The sequence below is a fragment of the Streptomyces sp. NPDC004051 genome, assembly GCF_053604275.1.
In genome coordinates this window covers 181,206-206,283 of sequence record NZ_JBSGHG010000002.1, presented here as the reverse complement: position 1 = coordinate 206,283, position 25,078 = coordinate 181,206, and the positions used below count along the sequence as shown (strand labels likewise).

Here is a 25,078-nt window from a genome sequence, read left to right as displayed (position 1 = left end):
TCGTGCACCGCGGGATTCGTGGACCGCGCCGGGACGCTTACAGGTACGGGCCGCCCACGCGGCCGCCCATCGGGGGTTCCTCCTGGCCGCCGTCGCCCATGCCCGGCGGGAGGGCGCGGCGCATCTGCTCCAGCTGGGCACGCGCGGCCATCTGCTGGGCGAAGAGCGTGGTCTGGATGCCGTGGAAGAGGCCTTCCAGCCAGCCCACCAGCTGGGCCTGCGCGATCCGCAGTTCGGCGTCGCTCGGGGTCGCCTCGTCCGTGAAGGGCAGGGAGAGCCGCTCCAGCTCCTCGACCAGCTGCGGCGCGAGCCCGTCCTCCAGCTCCTTCACCGAGCTGGCGTGGATCTCCTTGAGCCGCGCCCGGCTGGCCTCGTCCAGAGGAGCCGCGCGCACCTCCTCCAGCAACTGCTTGATCATGCTGCCGATCCGCATGACCTTCGCGGGCTGCTCCACCTGCTCCGTCACCGGAACCTCGCGGGAGTCCTCGTCCCCGGTGCCGCCACCGAGCGCCATGCCGTCCTGGCCGACGACCAGTACCTGCGGATTGTCCGGCGACCGTTCGTTCCTCGGCATCTCCATGAGGCCATTCTCTCGCACGCCCACCGCACACTTCCGGGCCCCCCTGACGGGGGTATCCGTAATGCCGGGTGTGCGAAGGAATGGGAACCTGTGGGAGTCCATCCGGCCCATCTAGCCGGCGGTGCGAACGGGCACCGGCCCGGCGCGGGAGGTCACGGTCGTGACTCCATGGCTGCGTGTAGTGGGAGCGGGGGTCGCCCTGCGAGCGGGCGTCGTGCTCGGGGTGACGGCAGGGGTGGGGGTGGTGATGCCGCACGTCCCTGCCCCGGCGCCCTTCGGTACGACTGCGGCTTTCGGGGCCGAGAGGGAGGTCGCCGGCCACCAGGAGGTCGGGAGGGCGGTCGCCGGGCACCAGGAGGCGCCGGACGAGCACACCGATGTGCCGCACCGCGAGCCCTCGCCGTCTCCCGCGCCCCTCTCACCGCTCTCTCCCCTCACCCCCCTCTCTCCGTTCTCCTCTTTCTCACCGCTCTCACCCTTCTCGCCTTTCTCTCCGCTCTCGCCGCTCTCGCCCCTCTCGTCTGCGGGGGCGCCGTCGCCGGTGCCCTCCGCCGAACCCTCCAGGGCCGGGAGCCGGCCGGGCGAAGGGCGGGAGCGGCCGGGACGGGAGGTGCCCGAGACGACGGAACCGAGCGGGGAGACGGCGAAGACCGGCGAGCACAGGAAACCCGGGGAGCCCGGAACACCCGAGGAACCCGGGAGGTCCGGGGAGACGGGTCCGCGGGGCGGACACGACGGCGGACCGCACGACAGCGGAGGCGGGGCCGACCGCGGCGGGGTGAACGCGGTGCCGAAGTCCTCCGGCCTCGGAGACGGCGCGCATGCCGGGAAGCCGCGGGAGGCGGGCATCGGTGTTCCGCCCGAAGCGTCGGGCGCCGCGGATGCCGCAGCCGGTACGCGCCTGCCCGAGGAAGGCGGCGTCGGCGCCACCCGCCGGGCGCCGGAGTCGGGGGAGGCCGTTCCGCCGTCCTCCGGAGCGTCGCAGAGTCCCGCGTCGAACACCGCCGCCGGCGCGGAGCCCGTGGTGCGCATCCTGCCGCTGGGGAGCGGGCTGGTCCTCATGGGGCTCGGGCTGGGGCTGGCGTTCGTGGGCCTGAGACTCCGGCGCAGCTGAAGCCCCGGGCCCACGGATCCAGTGGTCCGGCGGCCCTACGGCGCGACCAGCAGCACCTTGCCGATGTGACCGCTCTCCTCCACGACACGGTGGGCCTCGGCCGCCTCCGACATCGGGAGCTCACGGTCGACGACGGGGCGCACATGGCCGTCGGCGATCAGGGGCCACACGTGGTCCCGGACGGCCGCGACGATCGCCGCCTTCTCCTCCGGCGGCCGGGCGCGCAGTGACGTCGCGCTGATCGCGGCGCGCTTGCTCAGCAGCGCGCCGATGTTCAGTTCGCCCTTGACGCCGCCCTGGAGGCCGATGATCGCGAGCCGGCCGTTGACCGCGAGGGCCTGGACATTGCGGTCCAGGTACTTGGCGCCCATGATGTCGAGGATGACGTCCGCGCCCGCGCCGCCGGTCGCCTCCTTCAGCTCGGCGACGAAGTCCTGTTCGCGGTAGTTGATCAGGATGTCGGCACCCAGTTCGGCGCAGTGGTCCAGCTTCTCCTTGGTTCCGGCGGTGACGGCGATCCTGGCGCCGACGGCCTTGGCGAGCTGGACGGCCATGGTGCCGATGCCGCTGGACCCGCCGTGCACGAGCACGGTCTCGCCGGGGCGGAGGTGGGCCACCATGAAGACGTTCGACCAGACCGTGCAGACGACCTCCGGGAGCGCCGCCGCCTGCTTGACGTCGAGCCCCTCCGGGACGGGGAGCAGCTGTCCGACCGGGACGGCGACCTGCTGGGCGTAGCCGCCGCCGGCGAGCAGCGCGCAGACCTCGTCGCCGACCGCCCACCCGGTCACCCCGGGGCCGAGTGCGGTGATCCGCCCGGAACACTCCAGACCGGGGTAGGGGGAGGCGCCGGGCGGGGGGTCGTAGAAACCCTGCCGCTGCATGATGTCGGCACGGTTGACGGCACCGGCCACCACCTCGACGAGCACCTCGCCCGGGCCGGGGACGGGATCGGGGACCTGCTCCCACACCAGCGCCTCGGGTCCACCGGGTTCGGGAATCGTGATCGCATACATGGGGGCGACGCTACTCCCTGGCCCGCTTCACCCGCGCCGTCCGCGCGCCATCGGTCGGTCGGCCCGGGCCGACGGGCGGAGGCGGTTCCGCCATCGGACCGGTTCCCGGGGAGAACCATGTGCCGGAGCGATGAATTCGCGCGACGGTGACGGTCTCTCCATGCGTAGCCCCAGCATGCGGAAGGACCTCCAGCATGAGCACGCAGACGTCCGGCCTGGCGATCGAGACCGCCGGCCTGGTCAAGACCTTCGGTGAGACACGGGCCGTGGACGGAGTCGATCTCGCCGTGCCGGCCGGCACGGTGTACGGCGTCCTCGGACCGAACGGCGCCGGCAAGACCACCACCGTGAAAATGCTCGCCACCCTCCTCCGGCCGGACGGCGGCGACGCGCACGTCTTCGGTCACGACGTCGTGCGCGAGGCCGACACGGTGCGCGGCCTGGTGAGCCTCACCGGGCAGTACGCGTCCGTGGACGAGGACCTCACCGGCGCGGAGAACCTGATCCTGCTGGCCCGGCTCCTCGGCCACCGCAAACCGGCCGCCCGCACCCGTGCCGCCCAGCTTCTGGAGGCCTTCGGTCTGACGGAGGCGGCGGCCAGGCAGGTCAAGCACTACTCGGGCGGCATGCGGCGGCGCATCGACATCGCCGCGTCCATCCTCAACACCCCCGACCTGCTGTTCCTCGACGAACCGACGACCGGTCTGGACCCGCGCAGCCGCAACCAGGTGTGGGACATCGTGCGCGCGGTGGTCGCCCAGGGCACCACCGTGCTGCTGACCACGCAGTACCTGGACGAGGCCGACCAGCTGGCGTCCCGGATCGCCGTCATCGACCGCGGGAAGGTGATCGCCGAGGGCACCAAGGGCGAGCTGAAGGCGTCCGTCGGCGCCGGCTCCGTCCATCTGCGGCTGCGCGATCCGGACCACCGGCCCCGCGCGGCGGACCTGCTGCGCCGGACACTCGACGCACAGGTGCAGCTCGAACCCGACCCGGTGGCGCTCACCGCCCGCCCGGGGACGGCCGTGCACCACGACACCGCCGCCGGACAGGCCGCTCGCGCGCTGAGCGAACTGGCCGCGGCCGGCATCACCGTCGACAACTTCTCGCTCGGCCAGCCCAGCCTGGACGAGGTGTTCCTCGCCCTCACCGGGCATGACACCCACGCCTCCGGACCGGGCCCGGGCCCCGGATCCGGTCCCGGATCTGGTCCCGGATCCGGTCCCGGCTCGGGCTCCGGGGGCGACCGCTCCCACGGCCCGAAGGACGAGGTGGCGGCATGAGCACCGCGACGACGACCACCGAGAGCGCGGAACTCGCCCCGGTCCGCACCGACTCCCTGGCCGAGCTGCTGGTCGCGAAGGAGCGCCCGCCGCGGCCCAGCGCGTGGTCGGCCTCACTGACCTTCGGCTGGCGCGCGATCCTCAAGATCAAGCATGTGCCGGAGCAGCTGTTCGACGTCACCGCGTTCCCGATCATGATGGTGCTGATGTACACGTACCTCTTCGGCGGGGCGCTGGCCGGCTCGCCGAAGGAGTACATCCAGTTCCTGCTGCCCGGCATCCTGGTGATGTCGGTCGTGATGATCACGATGTACACCGGTGTCTCGGTCAACACGGACATCGAGAAGGGTGTGTTCGACCGGTTCCGCACCCTGCCGATCTGGCGTCCGTCGACGATGGTCGGCTACCTGCTCGGCGACGCCCTGCGCTACACCATCGCCTCGGTCGTGATGCTCACCGTGGGCATGGTCCTCGGCTACCGTCCGGACGGCGGGGTGGCCGGTGTGCTCGCGGGGATCGTCCTGCTGGTGGCCTTCGCGTTCGCGTTCTCGTGGATCTGGACGATGTTCGGGCTGATGCTGCGCACCGAGAAGTCGGTCATGGGCGTCAGCATGATGGTGATCTTCCCGCTCACCTTCCTGTCCAACGTCTTCGTCGACCCGCGCACCATGCCGGGCTGGCTCCAGGCGTTCGTCAACAACAGTCCCGTCACGCATCTGGCGTCCGCGGTGCGCGGGCTGATGGCGGGCGACTGGCCGGCCGACGAGGTCGCCTGGTCACTGGGGTGGTCCGCCCTGTTCGTGCTGGTCTTCGGACCGATCACGATGCGGCTCTACAACCGCAAGTGACACGGGCCCGCGGACGGTACGGGCCATGAGGCCCGTACCGTCCGCGGGGTCTGCGGTCAGTCCCGGGGGAGCGGGCGCATGTCGGGCGCCACCTGCCTGGCCGGCGTCCTCCGCACGATCGTGATCAGCCGGTCGGTCAGCTCGAGCGTCCCGACGTTCGCGTCGTCGTAGCCGAGCAACCGGTGCCCGCGCAGGACGCTCACCACCAGATCGTCGACCTCTCGCGGCGTCCTGCCCACCTCGGCCTTTATGACCGGCCGTTCGACCATGTCGAGCCCCGTGCCCTGCTGGATGAGATCCTCCATCACCACGCCGGCCGCGGGGCTGAGCAGCGACAGCCCGAGCAGCCGGCCGGCCGCGCTGGCGCTGGTGATGACCGCGTCGGCGCCGGACTGCTTCAGCAGCGGAGCGTTCTCCTCCTCGCGCACCGCGACCGCGATCTTCGCGCCACGGTTGAGCTGTCGGGCCGTCAGCGTCACCAGCACAGCGGTGTCGTCGCGCTGCGTGGCGATGATGATCTGCTTCGCCCGGTACACCTCGGCCCGCTTCAGCACCTCGCTGCGCGTCGCGTCCCCTATGACGCCCGCGTATCCGTCGGCCGCGGCGGCTTCGATCGCCTTGCCGCTGGGGTCGACCACCACGACCTGCTCCTTGCGGAGTCCCGTCTTGCAGATGGTCCGGATCGCGGACCTGCCCTTCGTGCCGAATCCGACGACAACGGTGTGATCACGCAACGTGGACCTCCATCGGTTCAGTCGCCACTCCTCCCGGGTGCGTTCGGTGAGGGCTTCGAGGGTGGTGCCGACCAGGATGATCAGGAACATCACGCGCAACGGCGTGATGACGAGGATATTGGTCAGCCGGGCGCTGTCGCTGACCGGCGTGATGTCGCCGTATCCGGTGGTGGAGAGGGTGACGGTCGCGTAGTAGAAGGCATCGAGGAAGTCGAGGGTGCCGTCGGCGCCGTCGTTGTAGCCGCCGCGGTCGAGGTACACGATCAACGCCGTCACCACGAGGATCAGCAAAGCCATGGACAGCCGTTTGGTGACCTGGCGGATCGGGTGCTCGACCACCTTCCTCGGCAGCTTCACCCGATGCGTCACCAAGTGCTCGTCCGCCTGGCGAGCAATGGCGTCCTGACCCGGAAGTTTCACGTGAAACACACCCCGATTCCCCCGGACGCCCAGGGGAGGTCGAGCAGTTCCGTCTCCTGCCGGGGCCGCGTGCCGCCCGGCGGTACGACGGCGAGGGCATCGGCCGCCGCGATGCCGCGCAGCATGGCGGGACCGTTGTAGTGCAGCGGCAGGGCGATGTCCCCGCGCAGCACGACGGGGATGAGCCGGGTGTCGTGCGGATGCCCCTGGACCGCGTCCCGCAGCGGCATCGTGTACGGCTCGGGGGCCGGGCGGGCCGCGAGGGCACGCAGCAGGGGTTCGGCGAGCGTGAGCAGTCCGGAGACGGCGGCGAGGGGATTGCCCGGCAGACCGACGAGGTGCTGGTTCTCCTTGGTGCGGGCCAGGAGCATGGGGTGGCCGGGGCGTACATCGACCCCGTCCACCAGGAGTTCGGCTCCGATGCGGCTCAGCGTCGGGTGGACGTGGTCGACCGGGCCCGCGGCGGTGCCGCCGGTGGTGACGACGAGATCGGCATCGGATGTCGTGATCGCCTTGTGCAGCGTGCGCGCGTCGTCGCGGACCCGGCGGACCGCGGTGACCTCGGCGCCCAGTGCGCGCAGCCAGGGCGGCAGCATCGGACCGAGCGCGTCCCGGATCAGCCCGTCGTGCGGAAGGCCCCCCGTGAGCAGCTCGTCGCCGAGGACGAGGACCTCGACGCGAGGTCGGGGGAATGCGCTGAGGGTGTCGTATCCGGCGGCCGCGGCGAGGCCCAGCACGGCGGGCGTCACCAGGGTGCCGGCCGACAGCAGCTGGTCACCGCTGCGGCATTCCTGGCCGCGGGGACGGATGTCCTGACCGTGCGCCACCGTGGCGGTGTGCCCGGCCCGGGCCGTGCCGGTGCCCCGGGGCGCGGCGGCGTGCAGGCGGCCCTTGGCGTCGGTGCGGCCGTGTTCGCTGCGGAGGACGGCGGTGGTCTCCGGGGGGACCCGGGCGCCGGTGGCGATACGGACGGCTTCGCCGTCGGTGAGCGGGGTGCGCGCGGCGTGCCCGGCGAGGACGCCTTCCTCCCGCACGGTCCAGGGCCCCGGGCCGGAAACCGCCCAGCCGTCCATGGCCGAGGTGTCGAAGGAGGGCAGGTCGGTGAGGGCCGTGAGGGGGGCGGCCAGGGTGAGGCCGAGGGCGGAGTCGAGCGGCACGGAGACCGGGGCGACCCGGGTACGGCGGGTGGCGCGGCCTCCGGTGCCGTTGCGGCCGGTGCCGTTGCGGACGGCGTGCTCGGCGATGGCGCGGGCCTCGGTCCAGGGGACGCCGTGACGGCGCGGACGGTGCTCGGAGGGGGCGTGCCCGGGGGCGCCGGAGGTACGGCCGGAGGTGCCGGAGGCGCGGCCGGGGGTGCGGCCGGAAGCTTCGTTCACGAGGGCGAGAGCCTCCTCGACGTCGAGATCATCGGCGTCCTCGGTGTCCTCGGCGCTCTTGGCGCTCTCGGCGCTCTTGGCGCTCTCGGCGCTCTCGGCGCTCTCGGCGCTCTCGGTGTCCTCCTCGGCTCGGGCGTCGGGCGCGGTCATCGGGCGTCCGGGCTCGTGCCGGGGGCGGCGTCGGGAGCGGCGGGGGCGGCGTCGGGGGTGTCCTCGTCGGCCCAGCGGGTGGCGAGGGCCGCGGCCTTGCGGGCGGCCTCGGCCACGGCTTCCCGGTCACCGCCCGCGCGGGCCGCCGCGTAACCGACGAGGAAGGTGGTCAGCGGCGCGGCCGGCCTGGCCACGCCGTGGGCGGCGTCACGGGCGAGGTCGAGGAGGACGCCGGTGTCGACGTCCAGATCGATGCCCAGCTCGTCCTTGACTGCGGTAATCCATTCATCCAACACGTGTCCATGCTCCCTGATGCGTGCTCTGGCGGCGGCGATGTCGTCCCAGGTGTCGCAGTCGAAGGACGCCACCGGGCCGAAGATCCTGGTGAGGTCGAGCGAGCCGGTCAGCCGGCGCAGCGGCAGTCCGGCCAGCCGGCCGTGCCGTTCGCCGAGCGCGGCGAGTTCGCGGCGCAGGGCCGCCGTGCGGTACGCGGCCACGAGTGGCTGGTCCCGTCCGTCGGCGTCGGTCAGTACGGCCCCGTCGGCCGGGCTCCTACGGAGGGTGGTCAGCAGCTCGTCGACCGTGCGCCCGTCGAGGAACGGCAGGTCGGCGGAGAGCAGCACCACGTACTCCGCGGTGCTGAGCCGGATCCCGGCGTCGAGCGCGGCGAGCGGGCCGCCACCCGGCGGCTCCTCGCGCGCCCAGAGCACGGGCCGGGAGGTGGGGCGGGGATCGGCCACGACCACGGTGGTGCGGGCGTCGGCGCAGGCCGCGAGCACCCGGTCGAGCAACGCCCGACCGCCCACCCGCACGCCGGGCTTGTCCGCGCCCCCGAGCCGCCGGGCGCCGCCACCGGCGAGCACGAGGGCGTCGTACGCGGCGGGCTCGAGCGGCGCCGCCGCATCCGGTGCGGGGCCCCGGTCGAGCTCACGGTCACGGTCCCGGTCCCGGCCCCGGCCCCGGCCCCGGTCTCCCACGGCATCGGGTCCGGCACCGGGAGCACCAGGGAGCTCGTACTCGGTCACCCCTCGAGTATGCGTGCCCCCGCGATCACGGGGAACGCGGGGGCACGGTGTCCGGGAACGGACGCGGCGGGGGGGAACCGGACCTCACAGCGTCCGCAGCAGCACCGCCGGTTGCTCCACGCAGTCCGCCACATGGCGCAGGAAACCGCCCGCCGTGCCGCCGTCGCAGACCCGGTGGTCGAAGGTGAGCGAGAGCTGCACGACCTGTCGCACCGCCAGCTCGCCCTCGTGGACCCAGGGCTTGGGGACGATGCGGCCGACGCCGAGCATGGCGGCCTCGGGGTGGTTGATGATCGGGGTGGAGCCGTCGACGCCGAAGACGCCGTAATTGTTCAACGTGAAGGTTCCGCCCGTGAGTTCGGCGGGCGTCAGCGTCCCGGACCGGGCCGCCCCGGTCAGCCGGGCGAACTCCGCGGTGAGCGACTCCGCGTCCCGCGTGTGCGCGTCCTCGACGACGGGGACGACCAGTCCCCGCTCGGTCTGCGCGGCGAAACCGAGGTGCACGGCCGCGTGCCGGACGATCTCCCTGGCCTCCGTGTCCACGGAGGAGTTGAGCTCTGGGAAGCGGGCCAGCGCGGCGGTGCAGATCCGGGCCAGCAGGGCGAGCACGGAGATCTTCGGACCGCCCGAGGCGTTCATCGCGGCCCGTGCCCGCATCAGCTCGGTCGCGTCGGCGTCCACCCAGCAGGTCGCGTCCGGTATCTCGGTGCGGCTGCGGGAGAGCTTGTCGGCCACGGCGCCCCGGATGCCCTTGAGGGGGACGCGGACGACCCCCGGGACCGCGGTACCGGCGGCCGGCGTGTGGGCCCGCGCCGCCGGCGCGTGCGGCTCGGTGGCGGCCGTCCGGTCCTGGTGGGCCTGCTGCGTGCCGGCGGCCCGGAGCGCGTGCTCCACGTCCGCCCGCAGGATCAGCCCCTCGGGCCCGGAACCCGTCATCCCCCGCAGGTCCAGGCCGTTCTGCCGGGCCAGCCTGCGCACCAGGGGTGAGATCACGGGGACCGGACCGTCCAGCGCCCCGGCCGCGAGCACGGTGCGCCCGGCGGACGTGGCGGACGTGGCGGACACCGGCTGTCCCGGCCGCACCCTGCGGCGCCGGGCCGGAGCCTCCGAGGTGCCGTAACCCACCAGGACGTTGCCGGAGGCCTCGCTCGAAGCGGCAGGCCGGCGGTCCTCACCCGGTGTCCGGTCGGTCTCCGGTCCCTCCACGGCCACCGTGAGCAGCGGGGCGCCCACCGGCAGTTCGGTGCCCTCCTCGCCGAAGCGGGCGGTGACCACACCCCCGTACGGGCAGGGCACGTCCACCATCGCCTTGGCCGTCTCGACCTCGACGACCGGCTGGTCGACGGTGACGACATCGCCCACCTCGACCAGCCAGCGCACGATCTCCGCCCCGGTGAGCCCCTCACCGAGGTCGGGGAGCTTGAACTCCAGCACCTGTGCCATCAGCTCTCGGCCTCCCACTGCAGACGCCCCACGGCGTCCAGGATCCGGTCCACGCCGGGCAGGTGGTGGCGCTCCAGCATCGGCGGCGGATACGGGAGGTCGAACCCGGCCACCCGCAGCACCGGCGCCTCCAGATGGTGGAAGCAGCGCTCCGTGACCCGGGCCGCGATCTCCCCGCCGGGGCCGCCGAAGCCGCCCGACTCGTGGACGACGACCGCGCGTCCGGTCCGCCGCACCGAGGCGCACACCGTCTCGTCGTCGAACGGCACCAGGGAGCGCAGATCGACGACCTCGAGGTCCCAGCCCTCGGCCCGGGCCGCCTCGGCCGCCTCCAGGCAGACGGGAACGGACGGCCCGTACGTGATGAGCGTGGCGCTCCGGCCGGCGCGCCGCACCACCGCACGGCCCAACGGTTCAACGGACGCCGGCCGTTCCGGATCCCAGGAGTCCTTCGACCAGTACAGCCGCTTGGGCTCGAGCAGGACGACCGGGTCGTCGGAGGCGATGGCGGCGCGCAGCAGTCCGTAGGCGTCCGGGACGGTCGCGGGCGTGACGACATGGAGCCCCGGAGTCGCCATGTAGTACGCCTCGGAGGAGTCGCTGTGGTGCTCGACGCCGCCGATGCCGCCGCCGTAGGGGACACGGATGGTGAGCGGCAGGGGCATCTTTCCGCGCGTGCGGTTGCGCATCCTCGCGACGTGCGACACCAGTTGCTCGAACGCCGGGTAGGCGAACGCGTCGAACTGCATCTCCACGACCGGCCGCAGGCCGTACATCGCCATGCCGACGGCCGTGCCGAGGATGCCCGCCTCGGCCAGCGGGGTGTCCGTGCAGCGGTCCTCGCCGAACTCCTGGGCGAGTCCGTCGGTGATGCGGAAGACACCGCCGAGGGTGCCCACGTCCTCGCCCAGGACGTGCACGGACGGGTCCTCGGCCATGGCGTCGCGCAGCGCGCGGGTGAGTGCCTGCGCCATGGTGGCCGGCTTGGCGGCGACGGTGGTCATCGCTGCCCCCCTTCCGGCTCGGCCCCGGCCTCGGCCTCGGCCGCCAGCTCGGCCCGCAGCTGTTCCCGCTGCTCCAGCAGCTGCGGGGTGGGCTCGGCGTAGACGTGGGCGAACAGTTCCATGGGGTCGAGCACGGGGTCCTGGTTCATGCGTTCCCGCAGGTCGGCGGCCAGGGTCTCGGCGTCCTGGCGGGCGGCGGCGACGCAGTCGTCGTCGAGCAGGCCGCGCCGGGTCAGCTCCTGCTCCAGAAGCGCGACGGGGTCGTGCTTCTTCCATGCCTCCACCTCGGCGTCGCCGCGGTAGCGGGTCGCGTCGTCGGCGTTGGTGTGGGCCTCCACGCGGTAGGTGATCGCCTCGACCAGGGTCGGACCGCCGCCCGCACGCGCTTGGCGGACGGCGTCGGCCAGGACCTCGTGGACGGCGGCCGCGTCGTTGCCGTCGACCAGCCGGCCGGGCATGCCGTAGCCGACGGCCTTGTGGGCCAGCGACGGGGCCGCGGTCTGCTTGGCGAGCGGTACGGAGATCGCGAAGCCGTTGTTCTGGACGAGGAAGACCACCGGGGCCCGCCACACGGCGGCGAAGTTCAGCGCCTCGTGGAAATCGCCCTCGCTGGTGCCGCCGTCGCCGACCATGGCCAGCGCGACCACGTCGTCGCCCTTGAGGCGGGCGGCGTGCGCGAGTCCGACGGCGTGCGGCAGCTGGGTGGCGAGCGGGGTGCTCAGCGGTGCGACCCGGTGCTCGTGGGGGTCGTAACCGGTGTGCCAGTCGCCGCGCAGCAGGGTGAGCGCCTGTACGGGGTCCACTCCGCGTGCAATGACGGCGAGCGTGTCGCGGTAGCTCGGGAAGAGCCAGTCCTGCTCCTCCAGGACCAGCGCCGCGGCGACCTCGCAGGCCTCCTGGCCGGTGCTGGAGGGGTAGACCGCGAGACGGCCCTGCTTGGTGAGGGCGGTGGCCTGCGCGTTGTAGCGGCGGCCCCTGACCAGTTCCGCGTACAGCCGGCGCAGCAGCTCCGGGTCGGCCCGGTCGGCCCCCTCGGTGCCGAGCACCCGGTACGGCTCCGCGTCGGGCAGCAGCGGCGCGGGGTCGGTACGGGGCTGCCAGGCGGGCGGCGGGGTCGGCCGATAAGCGCCCCGCTGCTCCATGACCGTCATGACGGCACCTCCTCGTGGGAGCGGCTGTGGAGGCGCGGCGTCTGTGACGCGCCTCACCAACCGATTGTTCGGTCGCCGGTGCATTTTGGCTACGGGTGGTACCAGGCTGTGGACAAACGGTTCTCCACAGCCTGAGATGGACGCAGTACGTCCATGACGGAGAGGCGGGGGCGCGTGTCGTCTGAACAAATGGCCGAAGGACCGGGGGGTACCGGAGCGCTGCCGCCCGCACGCCCCCTGGACGCCGTGGACCAGGACATCCTGCGCATGCTCCAGGCGGACGGCCGTGCCTCGGTCCGGTCGGTCGCCGAACGGGTCCACGTCTCGCGCGCCAACGCCTACGCCCGGATCAACCGGCTCGTGGAGGACGGCGTCATCCGCGGCTTCGGGGCCCGCGTCGACCACGAACGCGCCGGCCACGGCACGTCCGCGTACATCACCCTGAAAATCGTCCAGAACACCTGGCGCACGGTCCGCGAGCAGCTCAGACAGCTCCCCGGCGCCTCCCACATCGCCCTGGTGGGCGGCGACTTCGACGTGCTGCTCCTGGTGCACACGCCGGACAACCGGACGTTGCGCGAGCTGGTGCTGACCCGGCTCCAGGCGATCCCCGAGGTGCTCAGCACCCGCACCCTGCTGGTGTTCGAGGAGGAAGACCTGGAACCGCAGGGCTGAGGCGGGACCGCCCGCGGGACGCCCGTCGGGTCAGGCCGCCCTGCGCAGTCCCGAGAAGGCCAGCCGGACCACCGCGTCGGCCACTTCGCGCTCGCTGGTGCCGCGTCCGTCGGGCCGGTACCACTCGACGAGCGAGTTGATCATCCCGAAGACCAGCCGGGTCGCCAGGCGCACCTCTATGTCGCCGCGCACGTCCCCTTCCGCCGCCGCGGCCTTCATCAGCCCCGCCACCCGGTGGTCGAACTCGCGCCGCCGCTCCAGGGCCCACCGCTCGGTGTCCGTGTTGCCGCGCACCCGCAGCAGCAGCGTCACGTACGGCAGCTCCGCGATCAGGACCTCGACCGTGCGCCGTACGACGTGCTCCAGCCGCTCGGCGGCCCGCCCCACGCGCGCCTGCTCCTCGTCGAGGATGCCGAAGAGACCGTCCAGCGCCCGGCTCACCGCACGCCGCAGCAGCTCCTCCTTGCCCGCCACGTGGTGGTAGATCGACGACTTGGAGATGCCCGCCGCCCTGGAGAGGTGCTCCATCGAGGTGCCGTCGTAGCCACGTTCGTTGAACACCCGCACGGCGACGGCCAGCAGGGTCTCCGGGGTGTACGTGTCGCGCCGGGCGGTGCTCATGGGGTGCCCTCCCGCTTGTCCGAGGTGTAGGCGTGGCGGTACAGCGCGAGTGACGGCGCGTAGCGGCCGGACGGATCGCACTCGTGCAGGTTGTCCAGCACGGAGCAGGCCCAGGTGCCGCCGAGCCGCCTGCTCCACTCCAGCGGCCCCAGCGGGTAGTTGACGCCCAGGCGCATCGCGGTGTCGACGTCCTCCTCGGTGGCCACGCCCTTGGCGACGGCCTCGACCGCCAGGTCGATGATCCGCGCCACCGTACGCGCGACGATCATGCCCGGGACGTCGCCGATGACGCTGACCTTCTTGCCGAGCGCCTGGAACAGGCCGATGGCCTCGGCGACGGTCCGCGGGGAGGTGTCCTGGGAGTGGGACAGGGCGATCCGGCCGGCCTCCCGGTAGTCGAGGGCGAGGTCGAAGTAGACGACGTCGCGGAACTCCACCGACGTCTGCCCGTCCGCGAGCACCAGTTGACCACCGCCGGGCAGCACCAGCCGGGTGCCGTTGTCCTCGTCCTCCGCGCGGACCTCGACGCCCGCCTCCCGGATCAGTGCGAGCAGCTCCGAGGCGGGGCCCAGATCGCCCTCGGCGACCACGTACGCGGGCGGCGCCACCGGCTCCGCGGTGTGCGGCTCGGGACGCCCGGCGCCGTCCGCGCGGCCGGAGCGGTCCGTACGGTCGGAGTGATCGGAGTGATCGGAGTGATCGGAGTAGTCGTACCATCCCCGGCCGCTCTTGCGGCCGAGACGGCCGGACTCGACCAGCCGGCGCTGGGCCAGGGAGGGCGTGAAGCGCACGTCCTGGAAGAAGGCCTGCCACACCGAGTGGGTGACGGCCTCGTTGACGTCCTGCCCGATGAGGTCGGTCAGTTCGAAGGCGCCCATGCGGAAGCCGCCGGACTCGCGCAGCACCGCGTCGATCGTGGCCGGGTCGGCCGCCTGGGACTCGTACACCGCGAAGGCCTCGGCGTAGAAGGGCCGGGCGACCCGGTTGACGATGAAGCCGGGGGTGTCGGCGCAGGCGACCGGCGTCTTGCCCCAGGCGCGGGCCGTCTCGTACGCCCGCGTGGCGTGCGCGACCTCGGTGGCGAAGCCGGAGACGACCTCGACGAGCGGCAGCAGCGGGGCCGGGTTGAAGAAGTGCAGGCCCACGAAGCGCCCGGGGGCTCTCAGCGCGCCGCCGATGGCGGTGACCGACAGGGACGAGGTGTTGGTGGCGAGCAGGCAGTCGTCGTCGACGACGTCCTCCAGCGCGCGGAACAGCTCCTGCTTGACGTCCAGGCGCTCCAGGACGGCCTCGACCACCAGGGCACAGTCCGCGAGTCCCGCGAGGTCGTCGACGGGCCGCAGGCGGGCGCGGGCCGCGTCCCGGTCGGCGGCGGTGAGCCGCTCCTTGGCCACCAGCCGGTCGAGCCGGGCCGTGATCCCGTCGGCCGCCTCCCGGGCCCGGCCGGGAACGGCGTCGTACAGCCGCACGGGATGGCCCGCGACCAGGGCGACCTGGGCGATGCCCTGGCCCATGGTGCCGGCGCCGACGACGGCCACGGGGCTGCTGAGGTCGAGTGCTGTCATGTGCGCGATCCTCCCGCACGAGCCGGTCCACAGATGCGGCGGACCCCTTGTCCCGACCGATCGTTCGGTTACTCTAACCCTGACCGCCCGTGTTCCGACATCCCCCCGCCCATGCTTGGGCCCGGCCCACGAACTCGACGAGGAGTTGGTCCCCGATGGCCGCCGAACTCACCGCGCAGCAGCTGATCACCCGGCACCGGCCCACCCTGGACCGGGCGCTGGAGGCGATCCGCACCCGTGCGTACTGGTCCCCGCACCCCGAACACCCCAAGGCCTACGGGAAGGACGACAGTCTGGACCCGGCGGCGGGCAAGGCCGCCTTCGACGCCCTGCTCGGCACCCGCCTCGACCTCGGCCAGCCCGGCACGGACGACTGGGTGGGCGGCGAGACTTCCCCGTACGGCGTCGAGCTGGGCGTGAGCTACCCGCACGCCGACCTCGACGTGCTGCTGCCCGCCATGCGGGCCGGGATGCGGGCCTGGCGGGACGCGGGCGCCGAGACCCGGGCGGTGGTCTGCCTCGAGATCCTCCGGCGGATCAGCGACCGGACGATGGAGTTCGCCCACGCGGTCATGCACACCTCCGGCCAGGCGTTCATGATGGCGTTCCAGGCCGGCGGCCCGCACGCGCAGGACCGCGGCATGGAGGCGGTGGCGTACGCGTACGCCGAGCAGACGCGCACCCCCGGCACCGCGGAGTGGACCAAGCCGCAGGGCAAGCGCGAACCGCTGGCGCTGACCAAGCGGTTCACCCCGGTCCCGCGCGGCATCGGCCTGGTCATCGGCTGCAACACCTTCCCGACGTGGAACGGCTACCCCGGCCTGTTCGCCTCCCTCGCCACCGGCAACGCGGTCCTGGTCAAGCCGCACCCGCGCGCGGTGCTGCCGCTCGCGCTCACCGTCCAGGTCGCGCGCCAGGTGCTGACCGAAGCCGGTTTCGACCCGAACCTGGTGGCCCTGGCCGCCGAGAAGCCCGGCGAGGGCATCGCCAAGACGCTCGCCACGCGCCCGGAGATCCGGATCATCGACTACACCGGCTCCACGGAGTTCGGCGACTGGCTGGAGGCCAACGCCCGCCAGGCGCAGGTCCACACCGAGAAGGCCGGCGTCAACACGGTGATCGTGGAGTCGACCGACGACTACCGGGGCATGCTCGCCAACCTGGCGTTCTCCCTCTCGCTCTACAGCGGCCAGATGTGCACCACCCCGCAGAACCTGCTGATCCCGCGCGAGGGCATCACCACCGACCAGGGCCCCAGGTCCTTCGACGAGGTCGTCGCCGACCTCGCGAAGGCGGTCGACGGCCTGCTCGGCGACGACGCGCGCGCGAACGCGCTGCTCGGCGCGATCGTCAACCCGGACGTCAAGGCCCGACTGGAGGCCGCCGCCGGTCTCGGCGAGGTCGCCCTCGCCTCCCGGGAGATCGCCCACCCGGAGTTCCCGGACGCGGTGGTCCGCACCCCCGTGATCGTGAAGCTGGACGGCTCGAAGCCGGACGCCGAGGCCGCCTACATGAGCGAGTGCTTCGGACCGGTCTCCTTCGCCGTCATGGTCGACTCCGCCTCGGACGCGGCGGAGCTCCTGCGGCGCACCGTCCGCGAGAAGGGCGCGATGACCGTGGGCGCGTACACGACCTCCCCCGAGGTCGAGGAGACCGTGCGGGAGGTGTGCCTGGAGGAGGCGGCCCAGCTCTCCCTCAACCTCACCGGCGGGGTGTACGTCAACCAGACGGCCGCGTTCTCCGACTTCCACGGCTCCGGCGGCAACCCGGCGGCCAACGCGACCCTCACCGACGCGGCGTTCGTGGCCAACCGGTTCCGGGTGATCGAGGTACGACGGGAGGCGTGACGGCCGGGTGAGGCGGCCGCCGCGGGTACGTGGACCTCGCTAGGACGCGCCCCCGGTGGCACTCCAGTGGTACAGCGTCATGGCCACACTGGTCGCGAGGTTGTAGCTGGAGACCTGGGGGTGCATCGGCAGCGCCACCAGGTGGTCGGCCCGCGCGCGCAGTTCCGCCGAGAGCCCGCTGCGCTCCGAGCCGAAGGCGAGCAGCGCGTCGTCCGGCAGCTTCAGCGCGCGGATGTCGTCCCCCTCCGGGTCGAGCGCGAACACCGGGCCGGCGGGCAGTTCGTCGACGGACAGCCGCTCCACGGCGGTCGCGAAGTGCAGCCCGGCCCCGCCCCGCACGACCGTGGGGTGCCAGGGGTCGAGGGTGCCGGTGGTGACGACACCGGTCGCCCCGAAACCGGCTGCCAGCCGGATCACCGCCCCCGCGTTGCCCAGGTTGCGCGGCTGGTCCAGGACCACCACGGGGGCGGTGCGCGGGGTGTGCGCCAGCCTCTCGAGGTTGCCCGCGCGGGAGGGCCGCACGGCGAGGGCGGCGACGGCGGTGGGATGCGGGCGCGGGACCAGCGAGGCGTACGTCGCGTGCGGCACCTCGGCCAGCAGCGCCGCCAGCACGTCCCGGACGTCCGGGGCCAGCTCGTCCGCGAGGGCGAGCGCGGCGGCCCGGTCCGCGGTGACCGCCACCTCGACCTGCGCCCCGAAGCGCACGGCGTGCTTGAGGGCGTGGAAGCCGTCGAGCAGGACGGCGGTCCCGCTTTGCCGGTGCCAGCGGGAGACGGGACCCGCGTCCCGGGCGGGGACGGGGGTTCCGGGGGCGGGGACGGGGTCGGGGGCGGCCATGACGTGCAGCCTACGCGCGGGGGCCGGGCGCCTTCCCCGGCGCGGGGGCGGCCGGCCGGTCACCCGCCCGCGTTCCCGAGTCGGCGGGCCGGGGCCCCGGGACGGACGGGCCGCCCGTACGGGTGCGGGGCCGCCGCCCGCGGGCCCGCACCCACTCGTACCCGCGGGTGGAGCCGTTGCCCAGGCGGCGCAGGAACGTCGTCGGCAGGAAGACGGCGTCGGCCGCGATCATCGCCAGCGAGAAGAAGGGCAGGCCCAGGACGACGGCGATCACGGCGTGCTCCGTGATCATGAGCACCAGGAACACGTTCTTGACCCGCCGGTTGAACAGGGTGAACGGGAAGGCGACCTGCACGGCGACCGTCCCGTACGTCACCAGCATCACCAGGGTGCCGCTGGCGGTCAGCAGGTCGCCGAGGGCCGGCCAGGGGGAGAAGTACTCCAGGTGGAGCGGATAGTGGACCGCGGTGCCGTCCTGCCAGCGGGAGCCCTGGACCTTGTACCAGCCGGCCGTGGCGTAGATCAGACAGGCCTCGGCCATGATCACCAGCAGGGCCCCGTTGTGCACGACGTTGGCGACGACGTCCAGCAGGATGCGCGGCTGCGGGGTCCGCGCACGCCGCCCCACCAGCCACCACAGCGCCTGCACCACCCAGACGGCCCACAGCAGCGCCGGGACGAACCAGTCACCGTCCATCCGGCCGGCCAGGGTCGCCATCAGCAGCAGGAAGCCCAGCACACCCCAGAGCGCGGGGCCCACCCGGTCCCGCGGCCGTTCCCCCCGCGCGCGGGCCCGCTGCTCGCGCCGGGCGCGCCGCGCGTCCAGCGACCACACCTGGCCGCAGCGGGTGAACACGAGGTAGATCGACATCAGGTGCAGGACGTTGTCGCCGCCGTCGCCCATGAAGACGCTGCGGTTCTGCAGCGACAGCACGCCCACCATGAACAGCACCGACATGGTGCGGGTGCGCCAGCCCAGCAGCAGCAGCGCGCTCCACACCACCGCGAGCGCGTAGCCGGCCTCGAACCAGCCCTGGCCGTCCGACCACAGCAGCACGGTGAAGGCGCCGTTGGACCCGACCAGCTGATCGGCGAGATCCCAGTTCCACGGGCCGTCGGGACCGTACAGCTCCTGGCGGTGGGGCGCCTCCCGGAGCAGGAACAGCAGCCAGGTGGCGCTGAAGCCGATCCGGATCACGGCGGTCTGGTACGGGCCGAGGGCGGCGTCGGCGACCCGTGCGACGGCGCCGGGGACCCTGGGGGAGAAGCGGTTCATCCGATGCCTCCCCGGGCCTCGTCCTCCGGCACCGGCCACCAGGGCAGGGTGCGGTGCACCGGCTTCGTCGAGACCTGCTCCTCGCTCCACCAGGGCGGCGGCACGTCGACGGTGCGGGAGCGGACCTGGACCCGGTCGACGACGCCGCCCGGCCCGGCCGCGTCCGACCGTTCGAGCCGCATCACCATGATCCGGCGCAGATACGACTCGGCCAGCACGCCCCGCACGCCCACCGGGCGATCGTCCTCGTCGTGCGTGGCGACGAAGAAGTCCCAGGCGCGACGGAGCTCGTTCTGCTGGGTGTGGCTGGGCAGGAGGTTGCCGTCGATGGCCCGGCCGTCCTGGGCGGACAGGTCGTACCAGCCGGTGGTCCGCACTCCCCCGTCCGCCGTCAGGATCTCGGCGCGGACCTGGACGGAGATGTTCTGCTGCAGCGGATCGGGGGCGAACAGCTTCCAGTTCTGTTCGAACTCCGGGTAGATCCAGTCCTCGATCGCCGTGCCGTGCTCCTTGGAGACCGTGTTCGCGGGCGCGACGTGCAGGAACGTCATGCCGAGGTGGACGCAGACCACGACCGCGACGACCCCGAGGGCCGTCGCGGCGGCGATCCGGTACCGCAGGGAGAGGGCGGCCACGCCGGTGGCCGGCTCGGACGGCGGGGCGAGGTCGCTCGGCTCCTCCGGGCCGTCCGGTCCCTCCGGCCCGTCCGGCCCGTCCGGTCCCTGTCGGGCGTGCGAGCCCTCGTCGTACGCGTTCATCCCGCCCCGTTCCCACATTCCCCGGTCCGTGTCCCGGTCGCGGCGCCGTCGTACCGCCCGCACACCGCTTCGCGGCTCCACCGTGTCGCACGGGAACGGTACTCAGCACCGGCCTCCGGAGCACAGCCCCGGAGGTCGTCCACAGCTGTTGACACCTCGCGGCGGCCGTCTCACCATGGAACCGCACGAACCGAACGATCGGTCGGGAGCGTGTTCCGGGAAGAACCCAGCTCGAGAAGAACCAAGGTCGAGGGGGACCTCATGGCGACAGCAGCCGCTCGCGGCACGGTCGGCGACCGTACGCACGACGCACCGGACGGCGCGGGGCACGAGCGTGCCTTCGAGGCGGCCGTCGCCGCCGACGAGCGGATCGAACCACGCGACTGGATGCCCGACGCCTACCGCGCCACACTCGTCCGGCAGATCGCCCAGCACGCGCACTCCGAGATCATCGGCATGCAGCCGGAGGCCAACTGGATCACCCGCGCGCCGTCGCTGCGCCGCAAGGCGATCCTGATGGCCAAGGTGCAGGACGAGGCAGGACACGGCCTGTACCTCTACAGCGCCGCCGAGACCCTCGGAACCAGCCGCGAGGAGCTGCTGGACAAGCTGCACTCCGGCCGCCAGAAGTACTCCTCGATCTTCAACTACCCCACGCTGACCTGGGCCGACGTCGGTGCGATCGGCTGGCTGGTGGACGGCGCCGCGATCACCAACCAGGTGCCCCTGTGCCGCTGCTCGTACGGCCCGTACGCACGTGCCATGGTGCGCATCTGCAAGGAGGAGTCCTTCCACCAGCGCCAGGGCTACGAGCTGCTGCTGGCCCTGAGCCGCGGCACCCCCGAGCAGCACGCGATGGCCCAGGACGCGGTGGACCGCTGGTGGTGGCCGTCCCTGATGATGTTCGGCCCGCCCGACGACGAGTCACAGCACTCCGCGCAGTCGATGGCCTGGAAGATCAAGCGGCACTCCAACGACGAGCTGCGCCAGCGCTTCGTCGACATCTGCGTCCCCCAGGCCGAGTCGCTCGGCCTCACCCTCCCCGACCCGGACCTGCGGTGGAACGAGGAGCGGGGGCACCACGACTTCGGCCCGATCGACTGGGCCGAGTTCTGGAACGTCCTCAAGGGCAACGGCCCGTGCAACGAGGAGCGGCTGACCCGGCGCAGGCGCGCCCACGAGGAGGGCGCCTGGGTCAGGGAGGCGGCAGCGGCCCATGCGGCCAAGCACGCGAACGGCGAGACAGGAGCGACCCGTACATGACCGACACCGACTGGCCCCTGTGGGAGGTCTTCGTGCGCTCCCGCCGGGGGCTCTCCCACACCCACGCCGGCAGCCTGCACGCCCCGGACGCGGAGCTCGCCCTGCGCAACGCCCGCGATCTGTACACCCGGCGCGGCGAGGGCGTCTCGATCTGGGTCGTGCCGTCGTCCGCGGTCACCGCCTCCTCGCCGGACGAGAAGGACCCGTTCTTCGAACCCGCCGCCGACAAGCCCTACCGGCACCCGACGTTCTACGAGATCCCCGAGGGAGTGCGGCACCTGTGACGACACCACCCGGCGCCTCCGCGCAGACGGCCGCCGAGGACGACACCGCCCGCACGACGGCCGCGCTCGCCCTCGGCGACGACGCCCTGGTGCTCTCCCACCGCCTGGGCGAGTGGGCGGGCAACGCCCCGGTGCTGGAGGAGGAGGTGGCCCTCGCCAACATCGCGCTGGACCTGCTGGGCCAGGCCCGGGTGCTGCTGTCGACGGCCGGCGACGAGGACGAGCTGGCCTTCCTCCGCGAGGAGCGCGCCTTCCGCAACCTCCAGCTGGTGGAACAGCCGAACGGCGACTTCGCCCACACCATCGTCCGCCAGCTGTACTTCTCCACCTACCAGCATCTCCTGCACACCGAACTCGCCGCGGGGGACGGACCGTTCGCGCCGCTGGCCGGAAAGGCCGTCAAGGAGGTCGCCTACCACCGCGACCACGCCGAGCAGTGGACCCTGCGGCTCGGCGACGGCACGGAGACCAGCAGGGCCCGGACCCAGCGGGCCGTGGACGCCCTGTGGCGGTACACCGGCGAGATGTTCCAGCCGGTCGAGGGCCTCGACATCGACTGGCCGGCCCTGGAGGCGGCCTGGCTGGAGCAGATCACCCGGGTACTGCGCCGGGCCACCCTCACCGTGCCCGAGGGACCGCGCGCCGGGGCCTGGACGGCCGGCGCCGGCCGTCAGGGACTGCACACCGAGCCCTTCGGCCGGATGCTCGCCGAGATGCAGCACCTGCACCGCAGCCACCCGGGGGCGACATGGTGACCACGGCGCCCACCACCCCGCTGGAGGCCGAACTCCTGGAACTGGCCGGTTCGGTGCCCGACCCCGAACTGCCCGTGCTGACCCTGCGCGAGCTGGGCGTGGTGCGCGCGGTGCACGCGCACGGGACGGACGCCGTCGAGGTCGAGCTGACCCCCACGTACACGGGGTGCCCGGCCGTCGAGGCGATGTCGGCGGACATAGAGCGGGTCCTGCGCGGACACGGCGTGCGTGAGGTCACCGTCCGCAGAGTGCTCGCGCCCGCCTGGTCGACCGACGACATCACCGAGGAGGGACGGCGCAAGCTGCGGGAGTTCGGCATCGCCCCGCCCCGTGTCCGGCCGCCGTCCGGCGCGGTCCCGGTGGATCTCGGCCCGACCCGCACCCGCGACCCGCTGGCCGGCGCTCCACCGGCCGGCGCTCCACCGGCCGGTGAGGCGTCCGTCGCTCCGGAGCCGGTGCGGTGCCCGCACTGCGGCTCCGCCGAGACCGAACTGCTCAGCCGTTTCTCGTCCACGGCGTGCAAGGCGCTGCGCCGGTGCCTGGCCTGCCTCGAACCGTTCGACCACTTCAAGGAGTTGTGATGGCGCGCTTCCACCGGCTCCGGGTGGCCTCGGTCGAGCGGCTCACCGACGACTCCGTGGCCCTCACCCTCGCCGTCCCCCCGGAACTGCGCGAGCAGTACCGCCACGCCCCGGGCCAGCACCTCACCCTGCGGCGCAGGGCCGACGGCGAGGACATCCGGCGCACCTACTCCATCTGCTCCCCGGCACCCGACGACCGAGGGCCCGGCACGCTGCGGGTGGGGGTGCGGCTGGTCGACGGCGGGGCCTTCTCGACGTACGCCCTGAAGGAGATCGGCGTCGGGGACGAGCTGGAGGTGATGCCCCCGGCGGGCCGGTTCACCCTCCGGCCCGCGCCCGGCCGGTACGCGGCGATCGTCGGCGGGAGCGGCATCACACCGGTGCTGTCCATCGTCTCGACCCTGCTGGGACGCGAGCCCGAGGCCCGGTTCTGCCTGATCCGCAGTGACCGCACGGCCGCCTCGACGATGTTCCTAGAGGAGGTGGCCGACCTGAAGGACCGCTACCCCGAGCGGTTCCACCTGGTGACGGTGCTCTCGCGGGAGGAGCAGCAGGCGGGGCTGCCGTCCGGGCGGCTCGACCGGGAGCGGCTCACCGCACTGCTGCCGGCGCTGCTGCCCGTGGAGCAGGTGGACGGCTGGTTCCTGTGCGGCCCGTACGGGCTGGTGGAGGGGGCGGAGCGGGCGCTGCGCGGCCTGGGCGTGGCCCGCTCCCGCATCCATGAAGAGATCTTCCACGTGGACACCGGGACACCGGTAGCCCCCGGGGCACCGGCCCCCGCCCACAGCACGGTCACCGCCCTGCTCGACGGACGCGGCGGCACCTGGCCCGTCCAGGACGGCGAGTCCCTGCTGGAGACGGTGCTGCGCAACCGCCCCGACGCCCCCTACGCCTGCAAGGGCGGGGTGTGCGGAACCTGCCGTGCCTTCCTCGTCTCGGGCGAGGTGCGGATGAACCGCAACTTCGCGCTGGAGTCGGAGGAGACCGAGGCGGGCTACGTACTGGCCTGCCAGTCGCACCCGGTGACGGAGAGGGTGGAGCTGGACTTCGACCGCTGACGCCTGTCGCCCGCTGCCCGCCGCCCGCTGCGTGCTTACGGGGCCTGTTCCGGCGCCCGGACTACAGCACGTGTCCGGGCTGCCCGTCGTCCGTGACCACGGGGCGCCCCGCCGACTCCCACACCTGCATCCCGCCCGCCACGTTCACGGCGTCGATGCCCTGCTGGACCAGGTACATGGTGACCTGGGCGGAGCGTCCGCCGGAACGGCAGATCACATGCACCCGGCCGTCCTGCGGGGCCGCCTCGGTCAGCTCGCCGTACCGGGCGACGAACTCGCTGATCGGGATGTGCAGTGCCCCTTCGGCATGGCCGGACTTCCACTCGTCGTCCTCGCGGACGTCCACCAGGAAGTCGCCGTCCTTGAGGTCCGTGACCTCGACCGTGGGCACCCCAGTCGCAAAACTCATGCCCCCGACGCTACCGGAAGCGGCCGGACCGGACCGCACGCCCGCGGGGCGACGGGGGTCCCGGCCGCTCCACGGCTCAGCCCTGCAGGGCCGCCAGCTCCGCCTCGCGTTCGGCCACCTGGGCGCGCAGCTGCTCGGCTATCTCCTCCAGGAGGCGGTCCGGGTCGTCCGGGGCCAGCCGGAGCATCGAGCCGATGGCGCCCTCCTCGAGCTCCTTCGCGACCAGCGTGAGCAGTTCCTTGCGCTGGGCGAGCCACTCGAGCCGGGCGTAGAGCTCGTCGACGGCGCTCGGGGCCTGCTCCTTCGGCTTCGGGCCCGCGGCCCACTCCTCGGTGAGCTCACGCAGTTCCGCCTCGCTGCCGCGGGCGTAGGCGGCGTTGACGCGGGTGATGAAGTCCTCGCGGCGGCGGCGCTCCGGCTCCTCCTGCGCCAGGTCCGGGTGCGCCTTGCGGGCGAGGTCGCGGTAGAGCTTGCGGGCCTCCTCGCTGGGCCGCACCCGCTCCGGGGTCCGGACCGGCTGGTCCGTGAGCATGGCCGCGGCCTCCGGGAAGAGGCCGTCGCCGTCCATCCAGCCGTTCAGCAGCTCCTCCACACCGGGGATCGGCAGCAGCCGGGAGCGCGCGTCCTCGGCCAGCCGGCGGTCCTCGGGATCACCGGTGCGGTCGGCCTTGGCCTCCAGGATCCGGGCGTCCAGCTCCTCGAGGCGCAGATACACGGGGCCGAGCCGCTGCTCGTGCAGCCGGGAGAAGTTCTCGACCTCGATGCGGAAGGTGTCCACCGCGATCTCGAACTCGATCAGCGCCTGCTCGGCGGCCCGCACGGCCTGCTCCAGCCGCGCCTCGGGCCGCTGCGCACCGCCTTCGGCCGTCACCTGCTGCTCCGCACCGGCGCCGCCACCACCCTGCTCACCCTCCGAGGTCGTCACCCGCACAGCGTAGGCCACCGCCGCCGCCCCCGGAGCCCGCCCGACCCGCTCCCGGCGCCGGCCCGGCCCGGCCGCTCCCC

Annotated in this window: 25 protein-coding genes; 10 read left to right on the top strand and 15 right to left on the bottom strand. The window is 73.1% G+C overall.

The window, feature by feature from the left end; all coding sequences use genetic code 11:
• Positions 1-37: 37 nt before the first annotated feature.
• On the bottom strand, positions 38-580 hold the full coding sequence (locus ACWEQO_RS04490) for a bacterial proteasome activator family protein (protein ID WP_279334938.1): 543 nt from the start codon (positions 578-580) through the stop codon (positions 38-40).
• A gap of 610 nt (positions 581-1,190) precedes the next feature.
• Here ACWEQO_RS04490 and ACWEQO_RS04485 point away from each other — a divergent pair.
• On the top strand, positions 1,191-1,694 hold the full coding sequence (locus ACWEQO_RS04485) for a hypothetical protein (protein ID WP_361453626.1): 504 nt from the start codon (positions 1,191-1,193) through the stop codon (positions 1,692-1,694).
• A gap of 35 nt (positions 1,695-1,729) precedes the next feature.
• On the opposite strand, the gene ACWEQO_RS04480 is transcribed toward ACWEQO_RS04485, so the two are convergent.
• Entirely contained in the window at positions 1,730-2,710 is a 981-nt protein-coding gene (locus ACWEQO_RS04480) for an NAD(P)H-quinone oxidoreductase (protein WP_361453623.1), read from the bottom strand.
• Between the two features lie 194 nt (positions 2,711-2,904).
• Here ACWEQO_RS04480 and ACWEQO_RS04475 point away from each other — a divergent pair, with 194 nt between their 5' ends.
• Positions 2,905-3,993: an ATP-binding cassette domain-containing protein gene (locus tag ACWEQO_RS04475; protein WP_452978786.1), complete on the top strand. Its 1,089-nt coding sequence runs from the start codon at positions 2,905-2,907 to the stop codon at positions 3,991-3,993.
• On the top strand, positions 3,990-4,841 hold the full coding sequence (locus ACWEQO_RS04470; protein WP_361453617.1) for an ABC transporter permease: 852 nt from the start codon (positions 3,990-3,992) through the stop codon (positions 4,839-4,841). Before ACWEQO_RS04475 ends, ACWEQO_RS04470 begins: the two co-directional genes overlap by 4 nt.
• A gap of 56 nt (positions 4,842-4,897) precedes the next feature.
• On the opposite strand, the gene ACWEQO_RS04465 is transcribed toward ACWEQO_RS04470, so the two are convergent.
• The 6 genes from ACWEQO_RS04465 to pdhA form a co-directional block, all read right to left on the bottom strand.
• Entirely contained in the window at positions 4,898-5,995 is a 1,098-nt protein-coding gene (locus ACWEQO_RS04465) for a potassium channel family protein (protein ID WP_452978783.1), read from the bottom strand.
• Positions 5,992-7,521: a molybdopterin molybdotransferase MoeA gene (locus tag ACWEQO_RS04460; protein WP_452978780.1), complete on the bottom strand. Its 1,530-nt coding sequence runs from the start codon at positions 7,519-7,521 to the stop codon at positions 5,992-5,994. The genes ACWEQO_RS04465 and ACWEQO_RS04460 overlap by 4 nt, the downstream gene beginning before the upstream one ends.
• Positions 7,518-8,546 carry an NTP transferase domain-containing protein gene (locus ACWEQO_RS04455; protein ID WP_452978777.1) on the bottom strand — a complete coding sequence of 343 codons (1,029 nt, stop codon included), beginning with the start codon at positions 8,544-8,546 and terminating at the stop codon, positions 7,518-7,520. Before ACWEQO_RS04455 ends, ACWEQO_RS04460 begins: the two co-directional genes overlap by 4 nt.
• 84 nt (positions 8,547-8,630) lie before the next feature.
• Positions 8,631-9,989: a dihydrolipoamide acetyltransferase family protein gene (locus tag ACWEQO_RS04450; RefSeq protein ID WP_452978774.1), complete on the bottom strand. Its 1,359-nt coding sequence runs from the start codon at positions 9,987-9,989 to the stop codon at positions 8,631-8,633.
• On the bottom strand, positions 9,989-10,993 hold the full coding sequence (locus ACWEQO_RS04445) for an alpha-ketoacid dehydrogenase subunit beta (protein ID WP_361459910.1): 1,005 nt from the start codon (positions 10,991-10,993) through the stop codon (positions 9,989-9,991). The genes ACWEQO_RS04450 and ACWEQO_RS04445 overlap by 1 nt, the downstream gene beginning before the upstream one ends.
• The gene (gene pdhA, locus ACWEQO_RS04440; protein WP_452978771.1) at positions 10,990-12,144 is read right to left on the bottom strand and encodes a pyruvate dehydrogenase (acetyl-transferring) E1 component subunit alpha; all 1,155 of its coding nucleotides are present in this window, start codon (positions 12,142-12,144) and stop codon (positions 10,990-10,992) included. The genes ACWEQO_RS04445 and pdhA overlap by 4 nt, the downstream gene beginning before the upstream one ends.
• Before the next feature lie 189 nt (positions 12,145-12,333).
• Between pdhA and ACWEQO_RS04435 the strand changes: the two genes are divergently transcribed.
• Complete coding sequence (locus ACWEQO_RS04435; RefSeq protein WP_361459908.1) at positions 12,334-12,819, top strand: Lrp/AsnC family transcriptional regulator; 486 nt, start codon at positions 12,334-12,336, stop codon at positions 12,817-12,819.
• 30 nt (positions 12,820-12,849) lie between these two features.
• On the opposite strand, the gene ACWEQO_RS04430 is transcribed toward ACWEQO_RS04435, so the two are convergent.
• Both ACWEQO_RS04430 and ACWEQO_RS04425 read right to left on the bottom strand, forming a co-directional pair.
• Complete coding sequence (locus ACWEQO_RS04430) at positions 12,850-13,440, bottom strand: TetR/AcrR family transcriptional regulator (RefSeq protein ID WP_361459907.1); 591 nt, start codon at positions 13,438-13,440, stop codon at positions 12,850-12,852.
• A complete protein-coding gene (locus ACWEQO_RS04425; RefSeq protein ID WP_452978766.1) occupies positions 13,437-15,005 on the bottom strand; it encodes a 3-hydroxyacyl-CoA dehydrogenase in 1,569 nt (522 codons plus the stop codon). Before ACWEQO_RS04425 ends, ACWEQO_RS04430 begins: the two co-directional genes overlap by 4 nt.
• 155 nt (positions 15,006-15,160) lie before the next feature.
• Between ACWEQO_RS04425 and paaN the strand changes: the two genes are divergently transcribed.
• Positions 15,161-16,852 (top strand): phenylacetic acid degradation protein PaaN, encoded by a 1,692-nt coding sequence (gene paaN / locus ACWEQO_RS04420; RefSeq protein ID WP_361459905.1) that lies wholly within the window; start codon positions 15,161-15,163, stop codon positions 16,850-16,852.
• Between the two features lie 39 nt (positions 16,853-16,891).
• Here the strand turns inward: paaN and ACWEQO_RS04415 are convergent, their stop codons facing one another.
• The 3 genes from ACWEQO_RS04415 to ACWEQO_RS04405 are packed head-to-tail and all read right to left on the bottom strand — an operon-like array spanning position 16,892 to position 19,723.
• Positions 16,892-17,689 (bottom strand): TrmH family RNA methyltransferase, encoded by a 798-nt coding sequence (locus tag ACWEQO_RS04415; protein ID WP_452978763.1) that lies wholly within the window; start codon positions 17,687-17,689, stop codon positions 16,892-16,894.
• Between the two features lie 10 nt (positions 17,690-17,699).
• Complete coding sequence (locus ACWEQO_RS04410; protein ID WP_452978760.1) at positions 17,700-18,965, bottom strand: HTTM domain-containing protein; 1,266 nt, start codon at positions 18,963-18,965, stop codon at positions 17,700-17,702.
• Entirely contained in the window at positions 18,962-19,723 is a 762-nt protein-coding gene (locus tag ACWEQO_RS04405; protein WP_452978758.1) for a DUF5819 family protein, read from the bottom strand. The genes ACWEQO_RS04410 and ACWEQO_RS04405 overlap by 4 nt, the downstream gene beginning before the upstream one ends.
• Positions 19,724-19,984: 261 nt before the next feature.
• On the opposite strand from ACWEQO_RS04405, the gene paaA reads away from it, so the two are divergent.
• The 5 genes from paaA to ACWEQO_RS04380 are packed head-to-tail and all read left to right on the top strand — an operon-like array spanning position 19,985 to position 23,664.
• Complete coding sequence (gene paaA / locus ACWEQO_RS04400) at positions 19,985-20,986, top strand: 1,2-phenylacetyl-CoA epoxidase subunit PaaA (protein WP_361459901.1); 1,002 nt, start codon at positions 19,985-19,987, stop codon at positions 20,984-20,986.
• Complete coding sequence (gene paaB, locus ACWEQO_RS04395) at positions 20,983-21,270, top strand: 1,2-phenylacetyl-CoA epoxidase subunit PaaB (RefSeq protein ID WP_055574617.1); 288 nt, start codon at positions 20,983-20,985, stop codon at positions 21,268-21,270. The genes paaA and paaB overlap by 4 nt, the downstream gene beginning before the upstream one ends.
• Positions 21,267-22,025 carry a 1,2-phenylacetyl-CoA epoxidase subunit PaaC gene (gene paaC / locus ACWEQO_RS04390; protein ID WP_452978753.1) on the top strand — a complete coding sequence of 253 codons (759 nt, stop codon included), beginning with the start codon at positions 21,267-21,269 and terminating at the stop codon, positions 22,023-22,025. The genes paaB and paaC overlap by 4 nt, the downstream gene beginning before the upstream one ends.
• Complete coding sequence (paaD, locus tag ACWEQO_RS04385; RefSeq protein WP_452978750.1) at positions 22,019-22,606, top strand: 1,2-phenylacetyl-CoA epoxidase subunit PaaD; 588 nt, start codon at positions 22,019-22,021, stop codon at positions 22,604-22,606. Before paaC ends, paaD begins: the two co-directional genes overlap by 7 nt.
• Positions 22,606-23,664: a 2Fe-2S iron-sulfur cluster-binding protein gene (locus ACWEQO_RS04380; RefSeq protein ID WP_361459898.1), complete on the top strand. Its 1,059-nt coding sequence runs from the start codon at positions 22,606-22,608 to the stop codon at positions 23,662-23,664. The genes paaD and ACWEQO_RS04380 overlap by 1 nt, the downstream gene beginning before the upstream one ends.
• 61 nt (positions 23,665-23,725) lie before the next feature.
• Here ACWEQO_RS04380 and ACWEQO_RS04375 read toward each other — a convergent pair whose 3' ends face one another.
• Positions 23,726-24,055 carry a rhodanese-like domain-containing protein gene (locus tag ACWEQO_RS04375; RefSeq protein WP_361459917.1) on the bottom strand — a complete coding sequence of 110 codons (330 nt, stop codon included), beginning with the start codon at positions 24,053-24,055 and terminating at the stop codon, positions 23,726-23,728.
• 94 nt (positions 24,056-24,149) lie between these two features.
• Positions 24,150-24,998, bottom strand: a complete 849-nt coding sequence (locus ACWEQO_RS04370; RefSeq protein WP_361459897.1) for a hypothetical protein — start codon at positions 24,996-24,998, stop codon at positions 24,150-24,152.
• Positions 24,999-25,078: the final 80 nt, after the last annotated feature.